Annotated in this window: 22 protein-coding genes; 9 read left to right on the forward strand and 13 right to left on the reverse strand. The window is 65.3% G+C overall.

Features of this window, described 5'->3' with window-relative positions:
• Positions 1-44 precede the first annotated feature (44 nt).
• Complete coding sequence (locus LFT44_RS13635; RefSeq protein ID WP_236798982.1) at positions 45-944, reverse strand: anti-sigma factor; 900 nt, start codon at positions 942-944, stop codon at positions 45-47.
• A gap of 7 nt (positions 945-951) precedes the next feature.
• Positions 952-1,566: an RNA polymerase sigma factor SigE gene (gene sigE, locus LFT44_RS13640; protein WP_236798983.1), complete on the reverse strand. Its 615-nt coding sequence runs from the start codon at positions 1,564-1,566 to the stop codon at positions 952-954.
• Between the two features lie 227 nt (positions 1,567-1,793).
• Between sigE and LFT44_RS13645 the strand changes: the two genes are divergently transcribed.
• Complete coding sequence (locus tag LFT44_RS13645; RefSeq protein WP_236798984.1) at positions 1,794-2,426, forward strand: O-methyltransferase; 633 nt, start codon at positions 1,794-1,796, stop codon at positions 2,424-2,426.
• A 60-nt stretch (positions 2,427-2,486) separates the two neighbouring features.
• Here the strand turns inward: LFT44_RS13645 and LFT44_RS13650 are convergent, their stop codons facing one another.
• From LFT44_RS13650 to LFT44_RS13665, 4 genes are all read right to left on the reverse strand, one after another.
• The gene (locus LFT44_RS13650; protein WP_009357720.1) at positions 2,487-2,654 is read right to left on the reverse strand and encodes a DUF3117 domain-containing protein; all 168 of its coding nucleotides are present in this window, start codon (positions 2,652-2,654) and stop codon (positions 2,487-2,489) included.
• Between the two features lie 233 nt (positions 2,655-2,887).
• Complete coding sequence (locus LFT44_RS13655; RefSeq protein WP_236798985.1) at positions 2,888-4,144, reverse strand: hypothetical protein; 1,257 nt, start codon at positions 4,142-4,144, stop codon at positions 2,888-2,890.
• On the reverse strand, positions 4,141-4,614 hold the full coding sequence (locus LFT44_RS13660; protein WP_236798986.1) for a DivIVA domain-containing protein: 474 nt from the start codon (positions 4,612-4,614) through the stop codon (positions 4,141-4,143). Before LFT44_RS13660 ends, LFT44_RS13655 begins: the two co-directional genes overlap by 4 nt.
• Positions 4,615-4,657: 43 nt before the next feature.
• Complete coding sequence (locus LFT44_RS13665; protein ID WP_236798987.1) at positions 4,658-5,440, reverse strand: TIGR00730 family Rossman fold protein; 783 nt, start codon at positions 5,438-5,440, stop codon at positions 4,658-4,660.
• A gap of 104 nt (positions 5,441-5,544) precedes the next feature.
• Between LFT44_RS13665 and LFT44_RS13670 the strand changes: the two genes are divergently transcribed.
• From LFT44_RS13670 to LFT44_RS13685, 4 genes are all read left to right on the forward strand, one after another.
• Complete coding sequence (locus LFT44_RS13670) at positions 5,545-6,300, forward strand: amino acid ABC transporter ATP-binding protein (protein WP_236798988.1); 756 nt, start codon at positions 5,545-5,547, stop codon at positions 6,298-6,300.
• Positions 6,301-6,370: 70 nt separating this feature from the next.
• Complete coding sequence (locus tag LFT44_RS13675) at positions 6,371-7,258, forward strand: glutamate ABC transporter substrate-binding protein (protein WP_236798989.1); 888 nt, start codon at positions 6,371-6,373, stop codon at positions 7,256-7,258.
• A gap of 81 nt (positions 7,259-7,339) precedes the next feature.
• Positions 7,340-7,990: an amino acid ABC transporter permease gene (locus LFT44_RS13680; protein WP_236798990.1), complete on the forward strand. Its 651-nt coding sequence runs from the start codon at positions 7,340-7,342 to the stop codon at positions 7,988-7,990.
• Positions 7,987-8,826, forward strand: a complete 840-nt coding sequence (locus LFT44_RS13685; protein ID WP_236798991.1) for an amino acid ABC transporter permease — start codon at positions 7,987-7,989, stop codon at positions 8,824-8,826. Before LFT44_RS13680 ends, LFT44_RS13685 begins: the two co-directional genes overlap by 4 nt.
• 73 nt (positions 8,827-8,899) lie before the next feature.
• Here the strand turns inward: LFT44_RS13685 and dapE are convergent, their stop codons facing one another.
• On the reverse strand, positions 8,900-10,036 hold the full coding sequence (gene dapE / locus LFT44_RS13690; RefSeq protein WP_236798992.1) for a succinyl-diaminopimelate desuccinylase: 1,137 nt from the start codon (positions 10,034-10,036) through the stop codon (positions 8,900-8,902).
• Between the two features lie 51 nt (positions 10,037-10,087).
• On the opposite strand from dapE, the gene dapD reads away from it, so the two are divergent.
• Positions 10,088-11,116, forward strand: a complete 1,029-nt coding sequence (gene dapD / locus LFT44_RS13695) for a 2,3,4,5-tetrahydropyridine-2,6-dicarboxylate N-succinyltransferase (protein ID WP_236798993.1) — start codon at positions 10,088-10,090, stop codon at positions 11,114-11,116.
• A 22-nt stretch (positions 11,117-11,138) separates the two neighbouring features.
• Positions 11,139-11,996 (forward strand): hypothetical protein, encoded by an 858-nt coding sequence (locus LFT44_RS13700; protein ID WP_442863693.1) that lies wholly within the window; start codon positions 11,139-11,141, stop codon positions 11,994-11,996.
• 28 nt (positions 11,997-12,024) lie between these two features.
• Here the strand turns inward: LFT44_RS13700 and LFT44_RS13705 are convergent, their stop codons facing one another.
• A complete protein-coding gene (locus tag LFT44_RS13705; RefSeq protein WP_236798995.1) occupies positions 12,025-12,636 on the reverse strand; it encodes a hypothetical protein in 612 nt (203 codons plus the stop codon).
• A 103-nt stretch (positions 12,637-12,739) separates the two neighbouring features.
• The gene (locus LFT44_RS13710; RefSeq protein WP_236798996.1) at positions 12,740-13,348 is read right to left on the reverse strand and encodes a TetR/AcrR family transcriptional regulator; all 609 of its coding nucleotides are present in this window, start codon (positions 13,346-13,348) and stop codon (positions 12,740-12,742) included.
• Positions 13,349-13,447: 99 nt separating this feature from the next.
• Here LFT44_RS13710 and galE point away from each other — a divergent pair, with 99 nt between their 5' ends.
• Positions 13,448-14,461 (forward strand): UDP-glucose 4-epimerase GalE, encoded by a 1,014-nt coding sequence (gene galE / locus LFT44_RS13715; protein WP_236798997.1) that lies wholly within the window; start codon positions 13,448-13,450, stop codon positions 14,459-14,461.
• Positions 14,462-14,663: 202 nt separating this feature from the next.
• Here galE and LFT44_RS13720 read toward each other — a convergent pair whose 3' ends face one another.
• From LFT44_RS13720 to fdxA, 3 genes are all read right to left on the reverse strand, one after another.
• The gene (locus tag LFT44_RS13720) at positions 14,664-15,950 is read right to left on the reverse strand and encodes a citrate synthase (RefSeq protein ID WP_056334606.1); all 1,287 of its coding nucleotides are present in this window, start codon (positions 15,948-15,950) and stop codon (positions 14,664-14,666) included.
• A gap of 234 nt (positions 15,951-16,184) precedes the next feature.
• Complete coding sequence (dapC, locus tag LFT44_RS13725; protein ID WP_272910800.1) at positions 16,185-17,336, reverse strand: succinyldiaminopimelate transaminase; 1,152 nt, start codon at positions 17,334-17,336, stop codon at positions 16,185-16,187.
• 14 nt (positions 17,337-17,350) lie between these two features.
• The gene (fdxA, locus tag LFT44_RS13730; RefSeq protein ID WP_013601705.1) at positions 17,351-17,677 is read right to left on the reverse strand and encodes a ferredoxin; all 327 of its coding nucleotides are present in this window, start codon (positions 17,675-17,677) and stop codon (positions 17,351-17,353) included.
• Positions 17,678-17,814: 137 nt separating this feature from the next.
• Between fdxA and LFT44_RS13735 the strand changes: the two genes are divergently transcribed.
• Positions 17,815-18,057, forward strand: coding sequence for a putative acetyltransferase (locus tag LFT44_RS13735; RefSeq protein WP_236798998.1), 243 nt, complete (start codon positions 17,815-17,817; stop codon positions 18,055-18,057).
• 78 nt (positions 18,058-18,135) lie between these two features.
• Here LFT44_RS13735 and typA read toward each other — a convergent pair whose 3' ends face one another.
• Positions 18,136-20,064, reverse strand: coding sequence for a translational GTPase TypA (gene typA / locus LFT44_RS13740; RefSeq protein ID WP_236798999.1), 1,929 nt, complete (start codon positions 20,062-20,064; stop codon positions 18,136-18,138).
• Positions 20,065-20,112: the final 48 nt, after the last annotated feature.

Below are 20,112 nucleotides of genomic sequence, written 5' to 3' on the forward strand. Positions count from 1 at the left end.
TGCGAGTGACGATTCCCGTCCGCGGGACGGAGCAACAGTTCGCGTCACTGGTTGAACAGGGCCGCGATCTTGCTGAACCCGCGCTCCAGCCGGGTCTCCAGTGGCTCGGCGGCCTGCCCCTCGGAAGTCTCCGGAACGGCGGCCGCCACCCCTTCTGCGGCACTGTCGGCGAGGCGTTTGAGGATGGGCAGGGCTTCGTTGGCCTGCGCCGCGGGCAGGTCGGAGCGGTAGGTGATGGTGAGGCCTTCCGCGCGGTAAGTGGCGGCCCATGGCGATGTGGCCCAATCCTGCGACGGACCCGCTTTGCCGCCGGCTCCGGTGGCTTTCACCGGCACACTTCCGGCAGCCGCGGCCTGGGCTGCGGGTTGCCCGGTGACGGGATGCTGTTCAGTAACGGTGGCGTGATGAGCGCCGTCGGTAAGCCGGAGCTCCACCGCAGGCTGGCCGTCAACAACCAGCGCCTTGGCCGATTCCACGTGGAATCCCATGGCCTGCAGTTCAGGGCAGGCCCAGCCCTCGGAGCGCAGCGTGGCGAGCTGTGCTGCGGTCAACGTCCTGCCGTCCGCCGGTGTCTGCGAGGAGACATGCGAAAAGGCCGCCTCGGTGGCCCCCGCCCCGCCGGCCGCGGGGTCTCCTGCCGCCGTGAACGCCCCGACGGCCAGCACTCCGGCAGCCGCCACCGTTCCGCCGGCCGTCAGCGCCAGGGCCCGGGCGGCCAGCGAGGTCCCGCTTTGGTGTACAGGCGCAGGCGGCTGGGCCGCCAGTTCACTCGTGCGCGCCAGCAGGCGTGCCGTCAGGTCACCGCTGGCGGGTGGAATGGGAGCATCCCGGAGGCGCTCAAGGTACTGCTGTTCCCGGCGCACGGTGGCGGCACACTCCTGGCAGGCCTCAAGGTGGCTGCCGGTGCGCTGATGCCTGCCGCCGAAAGGAAACTGGGACCTCATGCGCCGTTCAGAGGATGCCGGCGATGCGGGGCATCGATAGCTTGCGGCGGGACTGCTGCGGGCGCGGATCGCGGTGGGCGAGCTTCTCCCGGAGCATGGTCCTGCCGCGGTGGATGCGCGAGCGGACGGTACCCAGCTTCACGCCGAGAGCCTCCGCGACTTCGTCGTAGGACAGCCCCTCGAGGTCGCACAGGACCACGGCGGCGCGGAAGTCCGGCGGAAGTTCCTCCAGCGCGGCCTGCACATCCAGGTCCAGGTTGTTCAGTTCGAAGCTTTGCTCGGGGCCCGGCTCACGGCCCGGCAGCCGGGACTCTGCGTCCTCCGCCAGCGCGTCGAAACGGATGCGGGTCTTCCGGCGGGCCTGGTCAAGGAACAGGTTGGTGGTGATGCGGTGCAGCCAGCCGTCGAGCGTCCCCGGTTTGAAGTTGTCCAGCGAACGGAAGACGCGGACGAAGACCTCCTGGGTGAGGTCCTCGGCGTCGAACTTGTTGCCGGTCAAGCGGTAAGCCAGCCGGTAGACCTTCGCCGAATGGTTGGTGACCACTTCTTCCCAAGTGGGACGGACCCACCCATCATCGGGATGGTTGACTGCAGGGACAGGTGCCACAACTGAAGATGACATCGTCCACTCCCCTCATGGAATGCTAACGCCCGGATACTGTTGACATCTCTGATTCGGCGCCGGTCACCTTTTGGATGAGCGGATACCAATCATGTCAAACTTCGCTGGGAATTTCCTGACTGCAGGCGAACTTCAGCCTTGGGCGCAACGGGTGCTTCCCCGGCCTGCCCGGCCAAACACAGTAGGCTTGGGGAGACATTCCCCCTTACGCCCAGAAAGCGAAATCCATGAGCGCCGACAAGTCCAGCAGCTGGTCCTATGCAGAAGATCTGCCCGCTGAGGATGAGGTAATGCTTCGGGCCCGGGAGCGTTCGTATGAATTGGGCGTCAACGCGATCAGCCCCGGCGTAGGCGCCGTCCTTACGGTGCTGGCCGCTGCCTCCAAGGCCCAGACCGCGGTGGAGATCGGCACGGGCGCCGGGGTCTCCGGCGTGTGCCTCCTGCGCGGCTTGAGCCCGCATGCGGTCCTGACCACCATCGACGTGGACGTCGAACACTTGAGGGCGGCCCGCGAGGCGTTCGCCGAAGCCGGCAGTCCGGCCAACCGTACGCGCACCATTTCCGGCCGCGCCGGCGATGTCCTGCCGCGGCTGACTGACGGGGCCTACGACCTGGTGTTCATCGACGCGGACAAGCCAGGCCTCCCCGGATATGTGGAACAGGCCGTCCGGCTGCTCAAGCGTTCCGGGCTGCTGGTCATCAACGACGCCCTGGACAAGGACAAGGTGGCGAACCCCGCCGGGCGGGAGCCCAACACAGTGACCCTGCGCCAGGTGGGCAAGGCAATCCGCGACGACGACAGGCTGGCTTCCGCAATGCTTCCCACCGGGGACGGCCTGCTGGTGGCCGTTAAGAAGTAGGTATCCCCCGAAGACAGACAGGGTCCGCAGCCCGCAGGCTGCGGACCCCGTCCGGCACAATTATTCGGTAACGCCGACGAGGCATTCCTTGAGGTTGGCTGCTTCGGCAGCGTTCAGTTCGACCACCAGGCGTCCGCCGCCTTCGAGCGGGACGCGCATGATCAGGCTGCGGCCCTCCTTGGTGACTTCCATTGGGCCGTCGCCGGTGCGTGGTTTCATAGCCGCCATGAGGAATTCCCCTCCATTTTGTCCCAGGACTGATCAGCCCGGGCGGGCTGTGTCCGCATGTCGATCAGGCGGCCATGGCGGGCTGGTGGTTCCACCGCCAAGGCTGCGCGTTTTCTGAATGCTTTTGTCCTTGCTTACCTATCATTATCGCGGAATTACCCGCCCGTAGCTAATCGATGGACATTTTCCTGCGCGTGTTATTCCCGTCCTGACCTGCACAGAAGCACGTTTTGCTAGGGCGGATAATCCCCTCCGCCGGGCAGCGGCGCCCACGCCCACAGCCACACGATCCACACGACCTGGAGCAGCAGGAACATCACCACCACGGTCCCCCGGTACGCCCTTGACCGGGAGAGGAAAGCCGCGCCCAGGGCCAGCGGAAACAGCGGCAGCAGCATCCTGAAGGTACTGGTCTGCGGGTGGAGGAAGGCCAGAAGGTATCCCATGTAGCAGGCGCACCACAGCCGCAGTTCGACGCCGAGCCGCACCACCGGGCGGAGGAACAGCATCGCGGCGAACAGCGCCACGAAAACTACGGGGGCAAGGACGCCCAGGACGGGGCCAAAAAGCTCCACGCCGGTGTCGAACCACGGTTTGAAAGGCACCAGATCCTGGCCACGCCACACGGTTTCTGTTTTGGTATAGGCCTGCGGGTCACCGGTGGCCACCCATGCGACGGCGGGCCAGGCGAGGGCGGAAACGCCCGCGACGGCGGTTAGCCCCGTCAGTGCGGCCAGGTCCCGGCCGGAATGGGCTGCTTCATTGCTGCCCCGCTGCGGGCTGGCACGGACGAATGCGATGGCCCGGAAGACCAGGAGCAGCCCCACCATGGCGGCAAAGGGGACACCCACGGGCCGGGAGAGGCAGAGCAGGACCACCACGGGCATGGCCGACAGGTACTGCCGGCGCACCACCAGCAGCAGGGCCCACGCGAGCAGCATGAGCGACAGGGGTTCGGCGTAGGGGACCTGGAGGACGGCGGAAACGGGGAAGGCCGCGAAGAACGCAACACCCCACATGGCGGTGGCATGGCTGGCCTTCTGCCGGAAAAGTTTGTACACCACCAGCGCTGCGCCCCAGCCCGCCAGCATGGCGATCAGCGTGAGCGAGGCGGCGGGGCTGAGGCCGGTGATACGGCTGAGGCCACCGGCCAGGGCTGGGAAGAGCGGGTAGAAGGCCCACGTATTTTCCTGCACATTGCCGGCACTGTCCGTAGGAAGGACCGACGGGTAGCCGTTGGCGATGACCTGGCCGTACCAGCGGGCATCCCAGATGTTGATGAAGTTCCAGTAGTCCGGCTTTGGGGGGAACCAGGGGTTGGGGCCCTGATGGAGTGCCGCGGCCATGAAGATGCACGCGGTGACCACCCTCGCCGCCGCGTACAGGGCCGTCACCTGGAGCCAGGAGGGCCAGCTGCGGACGGCGGAAGCCACGCGGTGGGCTGCGTTGCCGGCGGATGCCAGCGGGTTGCGGCGGTCCACCGTGCTCACAGGCCGCCCTTCCCCGGGGCTGCATCCTCATGGACGGGAGTGGAGCCGCCCCGGAGGCCAGCCTCTCCGGCGCTTCCTGTGCCCGGCTCTTGCCCTGCCGCATCAGCAGCGGCGGTTCCGCCGTCGGAAGTCTGCTCAGAAGGTTCCTCAGGGGCCTCCAGCCGGCCGCGCAGCTCAGCTATTTCGGCATCCTTTGCGGCGAGCTGGTCCCGCAGCTCGTCCAGGACCTGGTCCACCTGGTCCATCCGGTAGCCGCGCAGGCCCAGCGAGAAACGCAGCCGCGTCACGTCCTCCGGAACGGCGTGCTCGGGAAGGAGCACCGGCGGAAGGTTCGCGGGCGGTTCTTCGAAACCACCGTCCAGGAGTGCAGGCAGCCCGGCGCCGCCCGGTGTGCGGGAACGCCCGCCCAGGGCGGCCCAAAGGACCGCCACCACCAGCACGACGGCGAGGAAAACGAGGAAGAAGCTCACGGCTCCATCGTGCCAGACCGCCGGCTGGAACCGTTGCGCCACGTTACTCCGGCCGCTGCTCGCCGTTCATGGAAGGAGTCACCGCGCCATGCAGGACGCGGTCCACGGCTTCCGCGGGGTCGTCCACCAGCTGGATGAGGTCCAAGTCCTTTTCGGAAACCATTCCCTCGGCCACCAGCGTGCCCCGGATCCAGTCGATCATCGGTCCCCAGAAATCGACGCCCAGGAGCACGATGGGGAAGGATGTCACCTTCCGGGTCTGCACCAGGACCATTGCCTCGAACAGCTCATCCAATGTCCCCAGGCCGCCGGGCAGCACGATGAAGCCCTGTGCGTATTTGACGAACATGGTCTTGCGGGCGAAGAAATAGCGGAAGTTAATGCCGAGGTCCACCCACTGGTTCAGGCCCTGCTCGAACGGCAACTCGATACCGAGGCCAACGGACACGCCATTGCCCTCCACCGTCCCCCGGTTGGCCGCCTCCATGGAGCCCGGGCCACCGCCGGTGATCACTGCTACTCCGGCCTCGGCGAGCTTGCGGCCCACTTCGACGCCCATCTCGTAGTAAATGCTGCCGGGTTTGGTGCGGGCTGAACCGAAGACGCTGACGGCTTTTCCAATATCCGCGAGCGCCCCGAAGCCTTCCACGAACTCGCTCTGGATGCGCAGGACGCGCCAGGGATCGGTGTGGACGAACTGGCCGGGGCCCTTGGTATCAAGCAGATGCTGGTCCGACATTTCCACTGCCGCCTGCTTGCGGCGCAGCTCAAGGGGCCCCTTACGGCGCGGCTGGGAATTCTTGGCCGGATCTGCGTTGATGCTCATTCACCTAGGCTAACCTCCAACCACAGGTATCTCTTGAATCACGATCAGCATGAAGTTGGGGTGATTGGCGTCATAACCCACCGTTGTTCGCTAGATTCTTTCCTATGACTACTCATGTGCCCGGCGATGCTCTCGTCTCCCTGAACGCCGTTAATAAGCATTACGGCCAGCTGCACGTTCTGAAGGACATCAACCTCCAGGTCCGCAAGGGCGAGGTTGTTGTGGTCATCGGGCCCTCCGGTTCCGGTAAGTCCACCCTCTGCCGGGCCATCAACCGCCTGGAAACCATTGAGGGCGGAACCATCAGCATCGACGGGAAAGTCCTCCCCGAGGAAGGCAAGGAACTCGCCCAGCTCCGCGCCGACGTCGGAATGGTTTTCCAGTCGTTCAACCTGTTCGCGCACAAGACCATCCTTGAAAACGTGACCCTTGGGCCCATCAAGGTCAAGGGCGTTTCCAAGGCGGCGGCTGAAAAGGACGCCATGGCACTCCTGGAACGGGTAGGCGTGGGGCACCAGGCTCCCAAGCTCCCGGCCCAGCTCTCCGGCGGCCAGCAGCAGCGCGTCGCAATTGCCCGCGCTTTGGCAATGAAGCCGAAGGTCATGCTGTTCGACGAGCCCACGTCCGCCCTGGACCCCGAAATGATCAACGAGGTCCTGGACGTCATGGTCCAGCTCGCCAAGGAAGGCATGACCATGATCGTGGTCACCCACGAGATGGGGTTCGCCCGCAAGGCCGCCGACCGCGTGGTTTTCATGGCAGACGGCCAGATTGTTGAAGACGACACCCCGGAGGAATTCTTCACCAACCCGAAGAGTGACCGCGCCAAGGACTTCCTGTCCAAGCTGCTCACCCACTGATTCAACCGAACCAACACACTTCAGTTCGCATCCAGGCCGGAAACCCACGGCCATCAATGAAAGGAATGTCATGAAGACATTTATGTCCCGGCGGAAGTCCTTCGTCGTGGCGGCTACCGCTGCCCTCGCCTTGTCCCTCAGCGCCTGCGGCGGCGGCGACTCCGGCGGGTCCAGCAACCCCAGCCCGGTCGAAAAGCCTTCCTTCGCTGCCGGCACCACCATGGAGAAGCTGTCCTCCGCCGGCACCATCAAGATCGGCACCAAGTTCGACCAGCCGCTGTTCGGCCAGGTGGGCCTGGACGGCAAGCCGGTCGGTTTCGACGTTGAAATCGGCAAGCTGATCGCCGCCAAGCTGGGCATTCCCGCAGACAAGATCGAGTGGTCGGAGACCGTTTCGGCCAACCGCGAGCCCTTCATCGAGCAGGGCAAGGTGGACCTGGTCATCGCCACGTACACCATCAGCGACAAGCGCAAGCAGGTTGTGGACTTCGCCGGCCCGTACTACCAGGCCGGCCAGGCGCTCATGGTGAACAAGGACAACGACACCATCAAGAAGCCTGAAGACGTCAAGGGCAAGAAGGTCTGCTCCGTCACCGGCTCCACCCCGGCTGCCACCATCGTGGACAAGTACGGCGCGGAACTGGTTCCGGCCGCCACCTACTCCGCGTGCCTGGAACCGCTGCGCAACAAGCAGGTTGAAGCGGTCACCACTGACAACGTGATCCTCGCCGGCTTCGTTGACAAGGAACCGGACGCCTTCAAGCTGGCCTCCGATGAAACCTTCACCAAGGAGCCCTACGGCATCGGCCTGAAGAAGGGCGACAAGGAATTCCGCAGCTGGATCAACGACCAGCTGGAATCCTTCGAAAAGGACGGCTCCTACAAGAAGGCCTGGGAAGCCACCGCAGGTTCGGTCATCAAGACCGCACCCAGCCTCCCGCCCATCGACCGCTACTAACCAGCGTCCAGCTGCCGGGGCTGCACAGCGGCCCCGGCAGCACAGCTTTTAATCCGTCCACGCTTACAGCCGAAGGATCCTATGGACGTCATCATTGAAAACCTGCCCCTTTACTGGACTGGTTTTCTCCGCACACTTTTCCTCTCCGTCGTCTCCGGCATCTTCGCGTTGATCCTCGGAACCCTGCTGGCGGCAGCGCGCGTTTCCCCGGTTGCGGCGCTGCGCGGTTTCAGCACCGTCTACGTGGAGATCCTCCGCAACACCCCGCTGACCATCGCCTTCTTCTTCGCAGCCATTGTGCTCCCCCGGCTTGGGGTCAAGTTCGAGCAGTTCGAGGTCGCCGCGATCATCGCCCTCAGCACCTACACCGCAGCGTTCATCGCCGAAGCTGTCCGCTCAGGTGTCAACAGCGTGCCCGTGGGCCAGGCGGAGGCCGCGCGCAGTATCGGCATGAAGTTCGGCCAGGTACTCACGCTCATCATCCTCCCCCAGGCCCTGCGGACAGTGATCCCGCCGCTGATCAACATCCTGATCGCCCTGGTCAAGAACTCCTCCGTGGCCGGTGCCTTCTTCGTCCTGGAACTGTTCGGCTACGGCCGGCAACTGGCCAACGCCAATGGTGACGCCGTCATCACCGTCCTGCTGGGCACTGCGTTCTTCTATCTGCTCCTCACCGTTCCGCTGGGAATCCTCGCCAACACGGTGGAACGAAAGGTGGCGATTGCCCGATGAGCTCCGTTCTGTACGACGTTCCCGGCCCCAAAGCACGCCGGATCTCCCTGATTGCCTCAATCATCGGCGGCCTGTTGATTCTCGGCCTGCTGGCGTGGGTCGTCATGACCCTCGCGCAGCAGGGAATCTTCGAGGCGCGCCGCTGGCAGATCTTCACCCGCGCCGACGTGTGGCGGCTGCTCGGCAACGGGTTGGGTGCCACTCTTTCCGCAGCCGCCATCGCAGCAGTCATCGCCTTCCCGCTGGGGCTGCTGCTGTGCCTGCTGCGGATCTCGGATGCTGCTGTCATCCGGATCCCCACCCGGATCATTCTGGAATTCCTGCGCGGCATGCCAGTGGTCCTGATGATGCTCTTCATCCTGCTGGGATTCCGCACCTCCGCGTTCATTGCCGTTATCGCCGGCCTGGTGCTCTACAACGGCGCCGTGTTCGCGGAGATCATCCGCGCCGGCATCCAGTCACTGCCCAAGGGACAGCGCGAGGCGGGGCTGGCCATCGGCCTGACCAGCTACAAGTCCCGCATGCTCATCGAACTGCCGCAGGCTATCCGCCGCATGATGCCGTCGCTCGTGGCGCAGATGGTGGTGCTCCTGAAGGACACCTCGCTGGGCTACATCGTGGCCTACGGTGAACTGCTGCGCGCGGTGCAGGTCATGGCAGACTTCCTGGGGCCGCAGTACCTGTTCCCCGTCTTCTTCGTGGCCGCCGCCATCTACATCGCCATCAACATTTCCGTATCGCGGCTGGCTGTGTGGATCGAGCGCCGCGGCTCCAAGAAGGCTGCCGGCGGTGTGGCCAAGGCCGAACCGGACGTCCTGGAGGCTGCGGCTCCCTAGTCCGCGAAGCCTTCGACAAAAGAGGGCCGGAACTCCCGCGGGAGTTCCGGCCCTCTTTTGTCTTTAAGCTCCCTCAGGCCGCCAGCCAGCTCTGCAGGGCGGCAAGGCATTTGCGGACGGCGTCGGCGTCCACGTGCTCGTTATCCTTGTGCGCCAGCAGCGCATCTCCTGGGCCGAAGTTGACCGCCGGGATGCCCAGTTCGCTGAAACGCGCGACGTCGGTCCAGCCGTATTTGGGCTTGGGCGCGGCTCCCACGGCGGCAACGAAGGAGGCGGCGGCCGGGTGCTGCAGCCCGGGCCGGGCGCCGGCGGCGGCGTCGGTGCGGACCACGTCGAAGCCCGCCAACAGTTCCCGGACGTGGGCCTCGGCCTCATCAGGCGTCTTGTCCGGGGCGAACCGGTAGTTGATCTCCACAACGCAGCGGTCCGGAATCACATTGCCCGCTGTGCCGCCGTTGATCTTCACCGCGTTGAGGCTTTCCCGGTAGTCAAGGCCGTCAACGTTGATGGTCCGGGGTTCGTAGGCTGCCAGGCGGGCCAGGATGGGCGCTGCCGCGTGGATGGCGTTGCTGCCCATCCAGGCGCGGGCCGAATGCGCAGCCTCCCCCGCCGTGGTGGCCTCGAACCGACTGGTGCCATTGCAGCCGCCCTCCACGGTGCCGTCGGTTGGCTCCAGCAGGATGGCGAAGTCTCCCTGCAGCAGGTCTCCGTGGTTGCGGACCAGGCGCCCCAGGCCGCTCTTCACCGCTTCCACTTCCTCGTGGTCGTAGAACACAAAGGTGACGTCCCGCTTGGGCTGCGCGCCGCCGTCGAACATCCCTGCGGCCAAAGCCAGCTGGACCGCCACGCCGCCTTTCATGTCCGTGGCGCCGCGGCCATACAGGATGCCCTCGCCGGGAACCCCGGACTCCCAGCTGGAAGGGACGGTGCCCTTGGAGCCTTCGGTGAGCGGCAGCGGGACGGTGTCCAGGTGTCCGGCGAGGATGACGCGCTCAGGGCGGCCCAGTTCCGTCCGCGCGATGATCGCGTCCCCGTCGCGCACGACGCTGAGCTGGGGAATCTCCAGCAAAGCGGTTTCGACGGCGTCCGCCAGCTGGGTTTCATTACCGGACACACTGTTGATGTCCATCAGGGCTGCGGTCAGCAACGCCACATCCTGGCGGAGGTCAAGGACGGACACGGCAGGTTCAGGGGCGGTTTCAGCAGTCACGAAGCCAGTCTAGTTCGAACCGCCCGCCCGGCCCTCGATAGACTGGGGCACATGACTGAGACCGCTTCCTCCGCCGTGCCCGAAACCTTGACCTCAACCGCTGATGACCGTTCCGCCTATGGCTTTGGCGTGGCCACCATTGCCACCGCCGGCGGTGACGCCATCGTCCTGGACGTCTGGTTCCCGGCACCGGCGCTTGGTGTTGCGGCGGAAGACCTCCGCTCGGTGGAGAACGCCGACGAAGCACTGACCCGCATCGCGGAGAACGGCGTCGACGAGGACCGCGGCACGGAACAGAAGGTGGTCTTCGTCCAGATCAACCTGGATGAGGCCCCCGCAGACACCGCTGACGCCTACCTGCGGCTGCACCTGCTGTCACACCGCCTGGTCCAGCCCAACACCATCAACCTGGACGGCATCTTCGGCAAGCTCCCCAATGTCGTGTGGACCAACTTCGGGCCGGCCGCCGTGGAAGGCTTCGAACTGACGCGCGCAAAGCTGCGCCGCCGTGGTGCCGTCACCGTCTACGGCATCGACAAGTTCCCGCGCATGGTGGATTACGTGGTACCCAGCGGTGTTCGCATTGCCGACGCCGACCGGGTCCGCCTTGGTGCGCACCTCGCCGCCGGCACCACCGTCATGCACGAGGGCTTCGTGAACTTCAACGCCGGCACGCTGGGCACCTCCATGGTGGAGGGACGCATTTCCGCAGGAGTAGTGGCCGGCGACGGCAGCGACGTGGGCGGGGGCGCCTCCATCATGGGCACCCTCTCCGGCGGGGGCAAGGAAAAAATCACCATCGGCGAGCGCGTCCTGCTCGGCGCGAACTCCGGCGTGGGCATCAGCATCGGTGACGATTCGGTGGTGGAGGCAGGCCTCTACGTCACGGCAGGCACCCGGGTCCGCGTTCCCGGGCCCAAGGACGAGGTGGGCGAGGACACCACCAAGATCGTCAAGGCTGCCGAACTCTCCGGCGTTCCCAACCTTCTGTTCCGCCGCAACTCCACCACCGGTGCGGTTGAAGCCCTGCCCCGCAAGGGCCAGACAGTTGAACTGAACGACGCCCTGCACGCCAACTAGTTCCTTCATGGCACCTCTGTCTGTGGCGCGCAGGCGCGGCCTGCGCCGCCTGGCGGTGCTGCTCCTCACCCTCGCGCTGGTAGCGGGAGGCATTTATACGGCGGTGTACTTTGTGCAGCGTTCCGAGACCCTCGTTTCGGAACGCTGCACAGCCAAGGCCGCGGGCCGGAGCGGGGAGCTGGCGCCTGACCAGGCGGCCAATGCGGCTTTAATCACCGCAGCAGCTGTCCGGCGGGGCCTTCCCCCGCGTGCCGCCACCATCGCCCTGGCCACGGCCATGCAGGAGTCGAAGCTGCGCAACATCGGCCACGGTGACCAAGCCGGACCGGACTCACGCGGGCTCTTCCAGCAGCGGCCGTCCCAGGGCTGGGGCACGGAGGCGCAAATCATGGACCCTTACTACGCCGTCAATGCGTTCTACGACGCCCTGGTGAAGATTCCCGGCTACGAGACGCTGGACATCACCGACGCAGCCCAGCAGGTCCAGCGGTCCGCCTACCCCAAGGCGTACGCGCAGCATGAAGAGATGGGACGGGCGTTCGCGTCGGGGCTCACCGGACAGACTCCGGCCGGAGTCCAGTGCACACTCCGCTCCCCCACCGCGGGCGGAAATTCCGCATCGGTGGCCACCGAACTTGACCAGGCCTACGGTGGCGTTGACAGCCGGGTGGATGGTTCCACCCTGGTGGTGGACTCCCAGGGGACGCTGGCCTGGTCCGTGGCCCAGTGGGCAGTTGCCAACGCCAAGGACTTGTCCGTGGTGCGGGTCGAAGCGGAGGGGCACACCTGGCAGCGCGCCAGTGGCGACGGCTGGCAGGTCACGGGTTCCCCCGACGGCCAGGTGCGCATCACGGTGCGGACGGCCGACGGCGGCAGCTGAGTGCCGCCGTCGGCCTCCCGCCTGGGGGCTAGACCAGGATTTCCAGCACCGGTTGGACGTAGCTGCGGAACAGTTCAGGCTGGCTCATCAGTTCCTGGCTCATGATGATCTTGTCGGGCTCCAGGTACCAGGCCCGCTGCTCATCCAGCGGCAGTTCGATAATGGTCAGCTTGAAGTCCCGCGAATCCCGCCCCACTTCCATCAGCCTGTCGTCCACCATGTCCTGGAGCAGCTGGTCGGTTCCCGTGGCAACGCGTTCGGCTTCAAGCTCGGCATATTCGCTTCTGCGCTCCCTGGCCCAGGTGAGCGCGGAACCAAAATGTGCCTGCAGTACCCGCTGCAGGGCCGGAGAGTTGCCGAAGGCTTCGAAGCTCGGCGGCGATAGTTCGGGCGACGCCTGCGGATAGGCCTTGAGCAGCTGTTCCCACCAGGCCTCCCATTCTGTCTTCAGTGCGCTGAGGCCGCCCACGTCTGAAGTCAGGTGCCTGTGGTCGGCCGGGCGGATTTTGGGCGTTGCATGGGACAGCATGGGGCGGCCCACGCCGTTCAGGCCGGCCGCGTCCCGGACGTAGAGCGCAATCATCATCGGCCCGGACGTGTCCGTAGTGATCTGCCACCCTGAACCGCTTGCGTGCTGCATCCGAAGTCCTTCCCTGGCCTGCTTCTGCCGGGGCGCCATGACAGCTCCCGCGCACCCGGCTATCAGTCTATTCCCGCAGCCAATTCACGGAAGTGCAGGCCATTTAACGGACCAGCCCGTCCAGGTGCCGCTCCAGGACGTCGCGGCACATCTGCGCGGTCATCCACGCGGGTTGCAGCAGGGCATGCATGCACAGACCGTCCAGTGTGGCCAGGAGCCGTTCGGCCTCGACCACCAGGTTCTCCTGCGGTTCGTCATGCGGGAGCAGCGAGGCCACCACGCCGCCCACGATGGCCGCCACTTCACGGTGGCTCCGGTCGGCTTCGGCCGCAAGGAAGGGCCTGATCCGAGCGGCGTTCTTGAAAGCCAGCCAGGCGCAGGCGTCCATGGCTGTTTCCTCGTCCAGGGGAAGGACGCCGCCCAGGAGGGTTAAAACAGCGCCGCGCTGCTCAGGGCTGCCGGCGGCCGCGTCCCGCACCGGCGGCAGGAGTCCCTCCAACCGGGAAACGACCCGGTCAACCACCGTGCCGAAGGAGAAGGCCAGCAGCTCCTCGCTCCCCTGGAAGTAGTGCCGGACCGAACCAACCGCCAGCCCGGCTTCATCCGCCACCTCCCGCAGCGAAGCACGCTCCAGCCCGTCGACGGCGATAATGCGGAGAACCGCCTGGACAACATCCTGCCGCCTGGCGTCGGCGTCAACTATTTTGGGCACCATCCTTATTAGCACAGATGTGCTTCCATCAAGGCACCCGGCCGCCCGGCATCCGGAACGCTGCGGCGGCGAACGGTCCGCGTGGGATAGCGTTGAGGCATGAAAATCTTGGTTACCGGGGGCACCGGCTACATCGGTTCCCACACTGTTCTTTCCCTGCAGGAAGCCGGCCACGACGTGGTCGTCATCGACAACCTGGTCAATTCCAGCGAGGAATCGCTGCGGCGGGTGGCAGAACTCAGCGGCAAGCCCGCCGAGTTCCACCACGTTGACCTGGTGGACGAGGCCGCCGTCGAGAAAGTCTTCGCCGGCAGCGGCATCGACGCCGTCATCCACTTCGCAGGCCTCAAAGCCGTCGGGGAGTCAGTGCAGGAGCCGCTGAAGTACTACTACAACAACCTGGTGGGCACCCTGAACCTGATCCGCGTCATGGACAGGCACGATGTCCGGTCCATCGTCTTCAGCTCCTCGGCCACCGTCTATGGGGAGCACAATCCCATCCCCTACGTGGAAAAGATGGAGATCGGCGCCAACAACCCCTACGGGCGCACCAAGGAACAGATCGAGGACATCCTCTCCGACCTCGGCGCCGCCGACTCCCGCTGGCACATAGCACTGCTGCGCTACTTCAACCCCGTGGGCGCGCACCCGTCAGGGCGCATCGGCGAAGACCCCCAGGGCATCCCCAACAACCTGGTCCCGTTCATTGCCCAGGTGGCCGTGGGCCGCCGCGAGAAGCTCATGGTGTTCGGCGGCGACTACGACACTCCGGACGGAACGTGCCTGCGCGACTACATCCATGTGGTGGACCTCGCCGAGGGCCACGTCGCTGCGCTGAACCACATCGCAGGGCGTACCGGCGTCTTCCGCTGGAACCTGGGCTCCGGCAAGGGCTCCTCCGTCCTGGAGGTCCTGCGGTCCTTCGAGAAGGCCGTGGGCAAGCCCATCCCCTACGAGATCACCGGACGCCGTGCTGGAGACCTTCCTGCCTTCTGGGCCGACGCAACCTCCGCGCTGGCGGACCTGAGCTGGTCCACCACCAAGACCGTGGACCAGATGTGCGAGGACCACTGGCGCTGGCAGAAGAACAACCCCCAGGGCTACGCCTCCTGACCATCCCCGTCGATTGCTCCCCGCCGGCTCCCCGCCCTCGAAAGCTCGGGCCCGGGCCATCCCCGTCGATTGCTGCGTACTTGTCGTTTTGGCGGCCCAAAACGACAAGTACGCAGCAGCGGATGGTGATTAACGCGAAACGGCCGCCCACCTGAGAAAGGTGGGCGGCCGTCGTCGTAACTGCTGTTGTGGCCGGCGGAGATCAGCGGGCCGGGTAGTCGCGCTCGGGCTCGCCGATGTACAGCTGGCGCGGGCGTCCAATCTTGGTGTTCGGATCGCTGATCATTTCGCGCCACTGGGCAATCCAGCCCGGCAGGCGGCCGATGGCGAACAGGACGGTGAACATCTTTTCAGGGAATCCCATGGCCTTGTAGATCAGGCCGGTGTAGAAGTCCACGTTGGGGTAGAGCTTGCGCTGGATGAAGTAGTCATCGCTGAGTGCCTTCTCTTCCAGGCGCATGGCGATGTCCAGCAGTTCGTCGTTGCCGCCGAGCTTGCTCAGGATCTCGTGGGCCGTGGCCTTGACGATCTTGGCGCGCGGATCGTAATTCTTGTAGACGCGGTGCCCGAAGCCCATGAGGCGGACGCCGTCTTCCTTGTTCTTGACCTTCTCCATGTAATCCTCAGGCTTGAGGCCCTCGGCCTGGATCTGCCGGAGCATCTTCAGGACGGCCTCGTTGGCGCCGCCGTGGGCAGGGCCGAAGAGGGCGTTAATGCCGGCGGAGACGGAGGCGAACAGGTTGGCGTTGGAGGAGCCCACCAGGCGCACGGTGGAGGTGGAGCAGTTCTGCTCGTGGTCAGCATGCAGGATGAGGAGCAGGTCCAGTGCCTTGACGATGACCGGGTCAAGCTCGTACTGCTCGGCCGGCAGGCCGAAGCTCAGGCGCAGGAAGTTCTCCACCAGGTTCATGGAGTTGTCCGGGTAGAGCATGGGCTGGCCGATGGACTTCTTGTGCGCGTACGCGGCGATGACCGGCAGCTTGGCCATGAGGCGGATGGTGGAGACCTCCACCTGTTCGGCGTTGAACGGGTCCAGCGAGTCCTGGTAGAACGTGGACAGCGCGGACACGGCCGAGGACAGCACCGGCATGGGATGCGCGTCGCGGGGGAAGCCGCCGAAGAAGCCCTTGAGCTCCTCGTGCAGCAGGGTGTGGCGGCGGATCTTCTGGTCGAACTCGTCCAGCTCAGTGGGCGTGGGCAGGTTGCCGTAGATCAGCAGGTAGGACACCTCCAGGAAGCTGGAATGCTGTGCCAGCTGCTCGATGGGGTATCCGCGGTAGCGCAGGATGCCTGCATCGCCATCGATGTAGGTGATGGCGGACGTGGTTGCTGCGGTGTTCATGAAGCCGGGGTCAAAGGTAACGGCTCCGGTCTGCTTCAGCAGCTTGGAGACGTCGTAACCTTCGTTCCCTTCAACAACCTGGATGCGCGGGAGCTTCAGCTCGCCACCTGCGTGGAGCAGGGTCGCAGCATTGTTGGTCTCAGTCATGGAGTCCCCTTCATGAGGCGTCTTTGGCCTCTGTCGAAAGCTTGATCCAACATCAGGTGAGCCGTGCACGAAGCCTGAAGAGACAGGTTCCAACACCCGGGCTGCCTTCTTGTAGAAAGCCACCATTGATCAGTTAAAAAGTACCGCTCCTTGGCGGGTGTCACTAATCCGGGGCCCGCCCCTGCGGCCTAAAACACACCACATGTGGGGCGAGTCACACGAATATTACGTACCCTAGGAGCTAGCTTCGGCCAGCCGGGCTACCGCTGCATCGATCCGTTCATCCGACCCCGTCAAGGCGACACGGACGTAGCCGTTGCCGGCGTCGCCGTAAAAGACCCCTGGTCCCACCACGATGCCCCGCCCAGCCAGTCGGGAAACGGTCTCCCAGGTGTCCTCCCCTGCCGTCGACCAGAGGTATAGGCCGGCGTCGGATTCCTTGATCTCCAGGCCGAAGTCCAGCAGCGCCGGCAGCAGGCGTTCGCGCCGGCCCCGGTACAGCTCCTTTTGCGCCTCAACGTGGGTGTCGTCGCCCAGCGCCACCCGCATGGCTTCCTGGATGGGGTAGGGCACGATCATGCCTGCATGCTTGCGGCTGTTGACCAGGTTGGGCATCAGGTCCGGGTCACCGGCGACGAACGCCGCCCTGTAACCGGCCAGGTTGGACTGCTTGCTGAGCGAGTAGACGGCGAGCAGGCCCTGGTGCGAGCCGCCCGCCACGCGGGGATCGAGGATGCTGGGGACCCGCTGGCCGCCGCGCTGGACGTCCCAGTCGCCCCAACCGAGCTCCGCATAGCATTCGTCCGACGCCACAACGGCACCCAGTTCGCGGGCCTGGACCACCAGCGCCTTCAGAGAGTCTGCGTCCCGCACGCTGCCGGTGGGGTTGCCGGGCGAGTTGACCCAGATGAGCCGGACCCGCGCGCGGGTGGCCTCGTCCAGTTCGTCCAGGTTGTCCGTTGCCACGGATGTGACCCCGGCGAGGGTCGCGCCGATATCGTACGTGGGGTAAGCCACCTTGGGACGTACCACGACGTCTCCGGGCTTAAGCCCAAGCAGCAGCGGCAGCCACGCAACGAGTTCCTTGGAGCCCACCGTGGGCATGATGTTGCGCGGATCGAGGCCTGGCACACCGCGCCGCCGTTCGAACCAGGCAGCGATGGCCTCCCGCAGCGCCGGAGTCCCATGGACCGTGGGGTAGCCGGGTGCGTTGGCGGCGGCCTTCAGGGCATCCTGCACCAGCTGCGGCGTCGGATCCACCGGCGTCCCGATCGAGAGGTTGACTGCTCCACCCGGATGCTCAGACGCCTTCGCCACATACGGTGCCATGGCCTCCCAGGGGTAGTCGGGCAGGTCCAGGCCAAACGAATTAACTGCTGCGGTCACGATGTCCGTCCGCTTTAGTGGTCTTGGTTCTGCGGGGGCAGGGCTGCGATCATCGGGTGGTCCTTGCCGGTGTTGCCGATCTTGGCTGCGCCGCCCGGGGAGCCGAGGTCATCGAAGAACTCCACGTTGGCCTTGTAGTAGTCGGCCCACTCCTCCGGGGTGTCGTCCTCGTAGTAAATGGCCTCAACCGGGCACACCGGTTCGCAGGCTCCACAGTCGACGCACTCATCCGGATGGATGTACAGCGAACGCTCGCCTTCATAGATGCAGTCGACGGGGCATTCCTCAATACATGCCTTGTCCTTGACATCCACACACGGCTGCGCGATTACGTACGTCACGTCCCTGGCCTCTCCACGTTGGGGTTCCGGCGTCCCGCCGGCTCTTGCATCCGGCGGCACAGCCGGAGTCTGACATCTGAGCCTATTATCTCCCAGCCCATTCCCGCGAACCTAGCCGGGCCCCCTAGTATGAACTGGTGAGTCAGCCAGTACCTGCGCCAGCGCGTTTCCTTGCCTCGGCTGAGCCGGGAACCCGGGTGGTGGTGCGCTACCAAATCGAGGGCGGCCTCACGGACGCCCTGGGACACCTGCTGGGTTGCGACGCCGGTTCCTGCACCGTCCGCACCCGGCAGGCCGACGTCGTCATTCCCCTTGAGCGCGTTGTGGCAGCCAAGCAAGTCCCGCCGGCTCCCCCGCGGCGCCGCCCGGCTGCACGCTAAACCGCCCCCGGCAGAGGGAAAAGAAAAGCCGGAACGACGGCGGGGTCCCCGCCTGCCGTTCCGGCTTTCCTTGCCTTGCTAGGCCTTGGCGCGGGCGCGGTTGGCCTTGGCGCGCTCGTTGGTGTCCAGGATCACCTTGCGGATCCGGATGGCCTCCGGGGTCACCTCGACGCACTCGTCCTCGCGGGCGAACTCCAGCGACTCTTCGAGGGTGAGTTCCCGCGGCGGGGTCAGGTTCTCGAAGGTGTCGGAGGAAGCGGCACGCATGTTGGTGAGCTTCTTTTCCTTGGTGATGTTGACGTCCATGTCATCGGCGCGCGAGTTCTCGCCGACGATCATGCCTTCGTATACCTCGGAGGTGGGCTTCACGAAGAAGGAGCCGCGTTCCTGCAGGTTGATCATGGCGAACGGGGTGACCACGCCGGCGCGGTCGGCAATCATCGAGCCGTTGGTGCGGTACTCGATGGGTCCGGCCCAGGGCTCGTAGCCTTCGGAGATGGAGGCTGCGATGCCGGCGCCGCGGGTGTCGGTGAGGAACCGGGTACGGAAACCGATCAGGCCACGGGCCGGAACGATGAACTCCATCCGGCACCAGCCGGTGCCGTGGTTGGCCATGTTGGTCATGCGGCCCTTGCGGGCTGCCATGAGCTGCGTGACGGCGCCAAGGTATTCCTCGGGCACGTCGATGGTCATGTGCTCCATGGGCTCATGGATCTTGCCGTCGATGGTCTTGGTGACAACCTGCGGCTTCCCCACGGTCAGCTCGAAGCCTTCGCGGCGCATCTGCTCAACCAGGATGGCCAGCGCCAGCTCGCCACGGCCCTGGACTTCCCAGGCGTCGGGACGCTCGGTGGGAAGCACCTTGATGGAGACGTTACCGATCAGTTCCTTGTCCAGGCGGTCCTTCACCTGGCGGGCGGTAACCTTGGCACCCTTGACCTTGCCCGCCAGCGGGGAAGTGTTGATACCGATGGTCATGGAGATCGCGGGGTCATCCACGGTGATCAGCGGCAGCGGCTGCGGGTTCTCGACGTCGGTGAGGGTTTCACCAATGGTGATGTCCTCGATGCCGGCGACGGCGACGATCTCGCCGGGGCCCGCGGACTCGGCGGGAACGCGCTCCAGTGCCTTGGTGGCGAGCAGTTCGGTGATCTTGACGGTCTTCAGCTCACCGTTCTGGCGGGCCCAGGCAACCTGCTGGCCCTTGCGGAGGGTGCCGTTGTATATGCGCAGCAGGGCAAGGCGGCCCAGGAACGGGGAAGCGTCCAGGTTGGTCACGTGTGCCTGCAGGACACCCTCGGGGTTGTACGTAGGAGCCGGGATGTGCTCCACGATGGTCTTGAAGAGCGGCTCGAGGTCTTCGTTCTCCGGGGCGGTGCCGTCAGCGGGCTGTTCGAGGGAGGCGCGGCCAACCTTGGCTGCAGCGTAAACGACGGGAACTTCGAGGATCTTGTCCAGGTCCAGATCGGGCACTTCGTCCGCGAGGTCTGAGGCCAGGCCCAGGAGCAGGTCCATGGACTCGTGGACGACTTCCTCGATGCGGGCATCGGGACGGTCGGTCTTGTTGACCAGCAGGATGACAGGCAGGTGCGCGGCCAGGGCCTTGCGGAGGACGAAGCGGGTCTGCGGAAGCGGACCCTCGGATGCGTCAACGAGGAGGACGACGCCGTCGACCATGGACAGGCCGCGCTCCACCTCACCGCCGAAGTCGGCGTGGCCCGGGGTGTCGATGACGTTGATGGTGATGGTCTCGCCATTGGAGGACGGCCCGTTGTAGGCCACCGTGGTGTTCTTGGCGAGGATGGTGATGCCCTTTTCGCGCTCAAGGTCACCGGAGTCCATCACGCGGTCTTCGAGGTGGTTGTGCTCGGCAAAGGAATTGGTCTGCTTGAGCATGGCATCGACCAAAGTGGTCTTGCCGTGGTCAACGTGGGCCACAATCGCGACGTTGCGCAGGTCACTGCGCGATGCAGTGGCTACCGCGGTGTTGGTGGTGGTTTCAGACATGCGTAATGGCTCGATTCAGTGGAGTCAGCTGTTGTATCGCGACATTTC

The sequence above is a fragment of the Arthrobacter sp. FW306-05-C genome (assembly GCF_021801725.1).
Taxonomy (GTDB): Bacteria; Actinomycetota; Actinomycetes; order Actinomycetales; family Micrococcaceae; genus Arthrobacter.

What these genes read in the sequence shown, in the direction of transcription:
- LFT44_RS13635 (WP_236798982.1), bottom strand. Translation starts at nt 944, where the DNA reads ATGAGGTCCCAGTTTCCTTTCGGCGGCAGGCATCAGCGCACCGGCAGC.
- sigE (WP_236798983.1), bottom strand. Translation starts at nt 1,566, where the DNA reads ATGTCATCTTCAGTTGTGGCACCTGTCCCTGCAGTCAACCATCCCGAT.
- LFT44_RS13645 (WP_236798984.1), top strand. Translation starts at nt 1,794, where the DNA reads ATGAGCGCCGACAAGTCCAGCAGCTGGTCCTATGCAGAAGATCTGCCC.
- LFT44_RS13650 (WP_009357720.1), bottom strand. Translation starts at nt 2,654, where the DNA reads ATGGCGGCTATGAAACCACGCACCGGCGACGGCCCAATGGAAGTCACC.
- LFT44_RS13665 (WP_236798987.1), bottom strand. Translation starts at nt 5,440, where the DNA reads ATGAGCATCAACGCAGATCCGGCCAAGAATTCCCAGCCGCGCCGTAAG.
- LFT44_RS13670 (WP_236798988.1), top strand. Translation starts at nt 5,545, where the DNA reads ATGACTACTCATGTGCCCGGCGATGCTCTCGTCTCCCTGAACGCCGTT.
- LFT44_RS13675 (WP_236798989.1), top strand. Translation starts at nt 6,371, where the DNA reads ATGAAGACATTTATGTCCCGGCGGAAGTCCTTCGTCGTGGCGGCTACC.
- LFT44_RS13680 (WP_236798990.1), top strand. Translation starts at nt 7,340, where the DNA reads ATGGACGTCATCATTGAAAACCTGCCCCTTTACTGGACTGGTTTTCTC.
- LFT44_RS13685 (WP_236798991.1), top strand. Translation starts at nt 7,987, where the DNA reads ATGAGCTCCGTTCTGTACGACGTTCCCGGCCCCAAAGCACGCCGGATC.
- dapD (WP_236798993.1), top strand. Translation starts at nt 10,088, where the DNA reads ATGACTGAGACCGCTTCCTCCGCCGTGCCCGAAACCTTGACCTCAACC.
- LFT44_RS13705 (WP_236798995.1), bottom strand. Translation starts at nt 12,636, where the DNA reads ATGCAGCACGCAAGCGGTTCAGGGTGGCAGATCACTACGGACACGTCC.
- galE (WP_236798997.1), top strand. Translation starts at nt 13,448, where the DNA reads ATGAAAATCTTGGTTACCGGGGGCACCGGCTACATCGGTTCCCACACT.
- LFT44_RS13720 (WP_056334606.1), bottom strand. Translation starts at nt 15,950, where the DNA reads ATGACTGAGACCAACAATGCTGCGACCCTGCTCCACGCAGGTGGCGAG.
- typA (WP_236798999.1), bottom strand. Translation starts at nt 20,064, where the DNA reads ATGTCTGAAACCACCACCAACACCGCGGTAGCCACTGCATCGCGCAGT.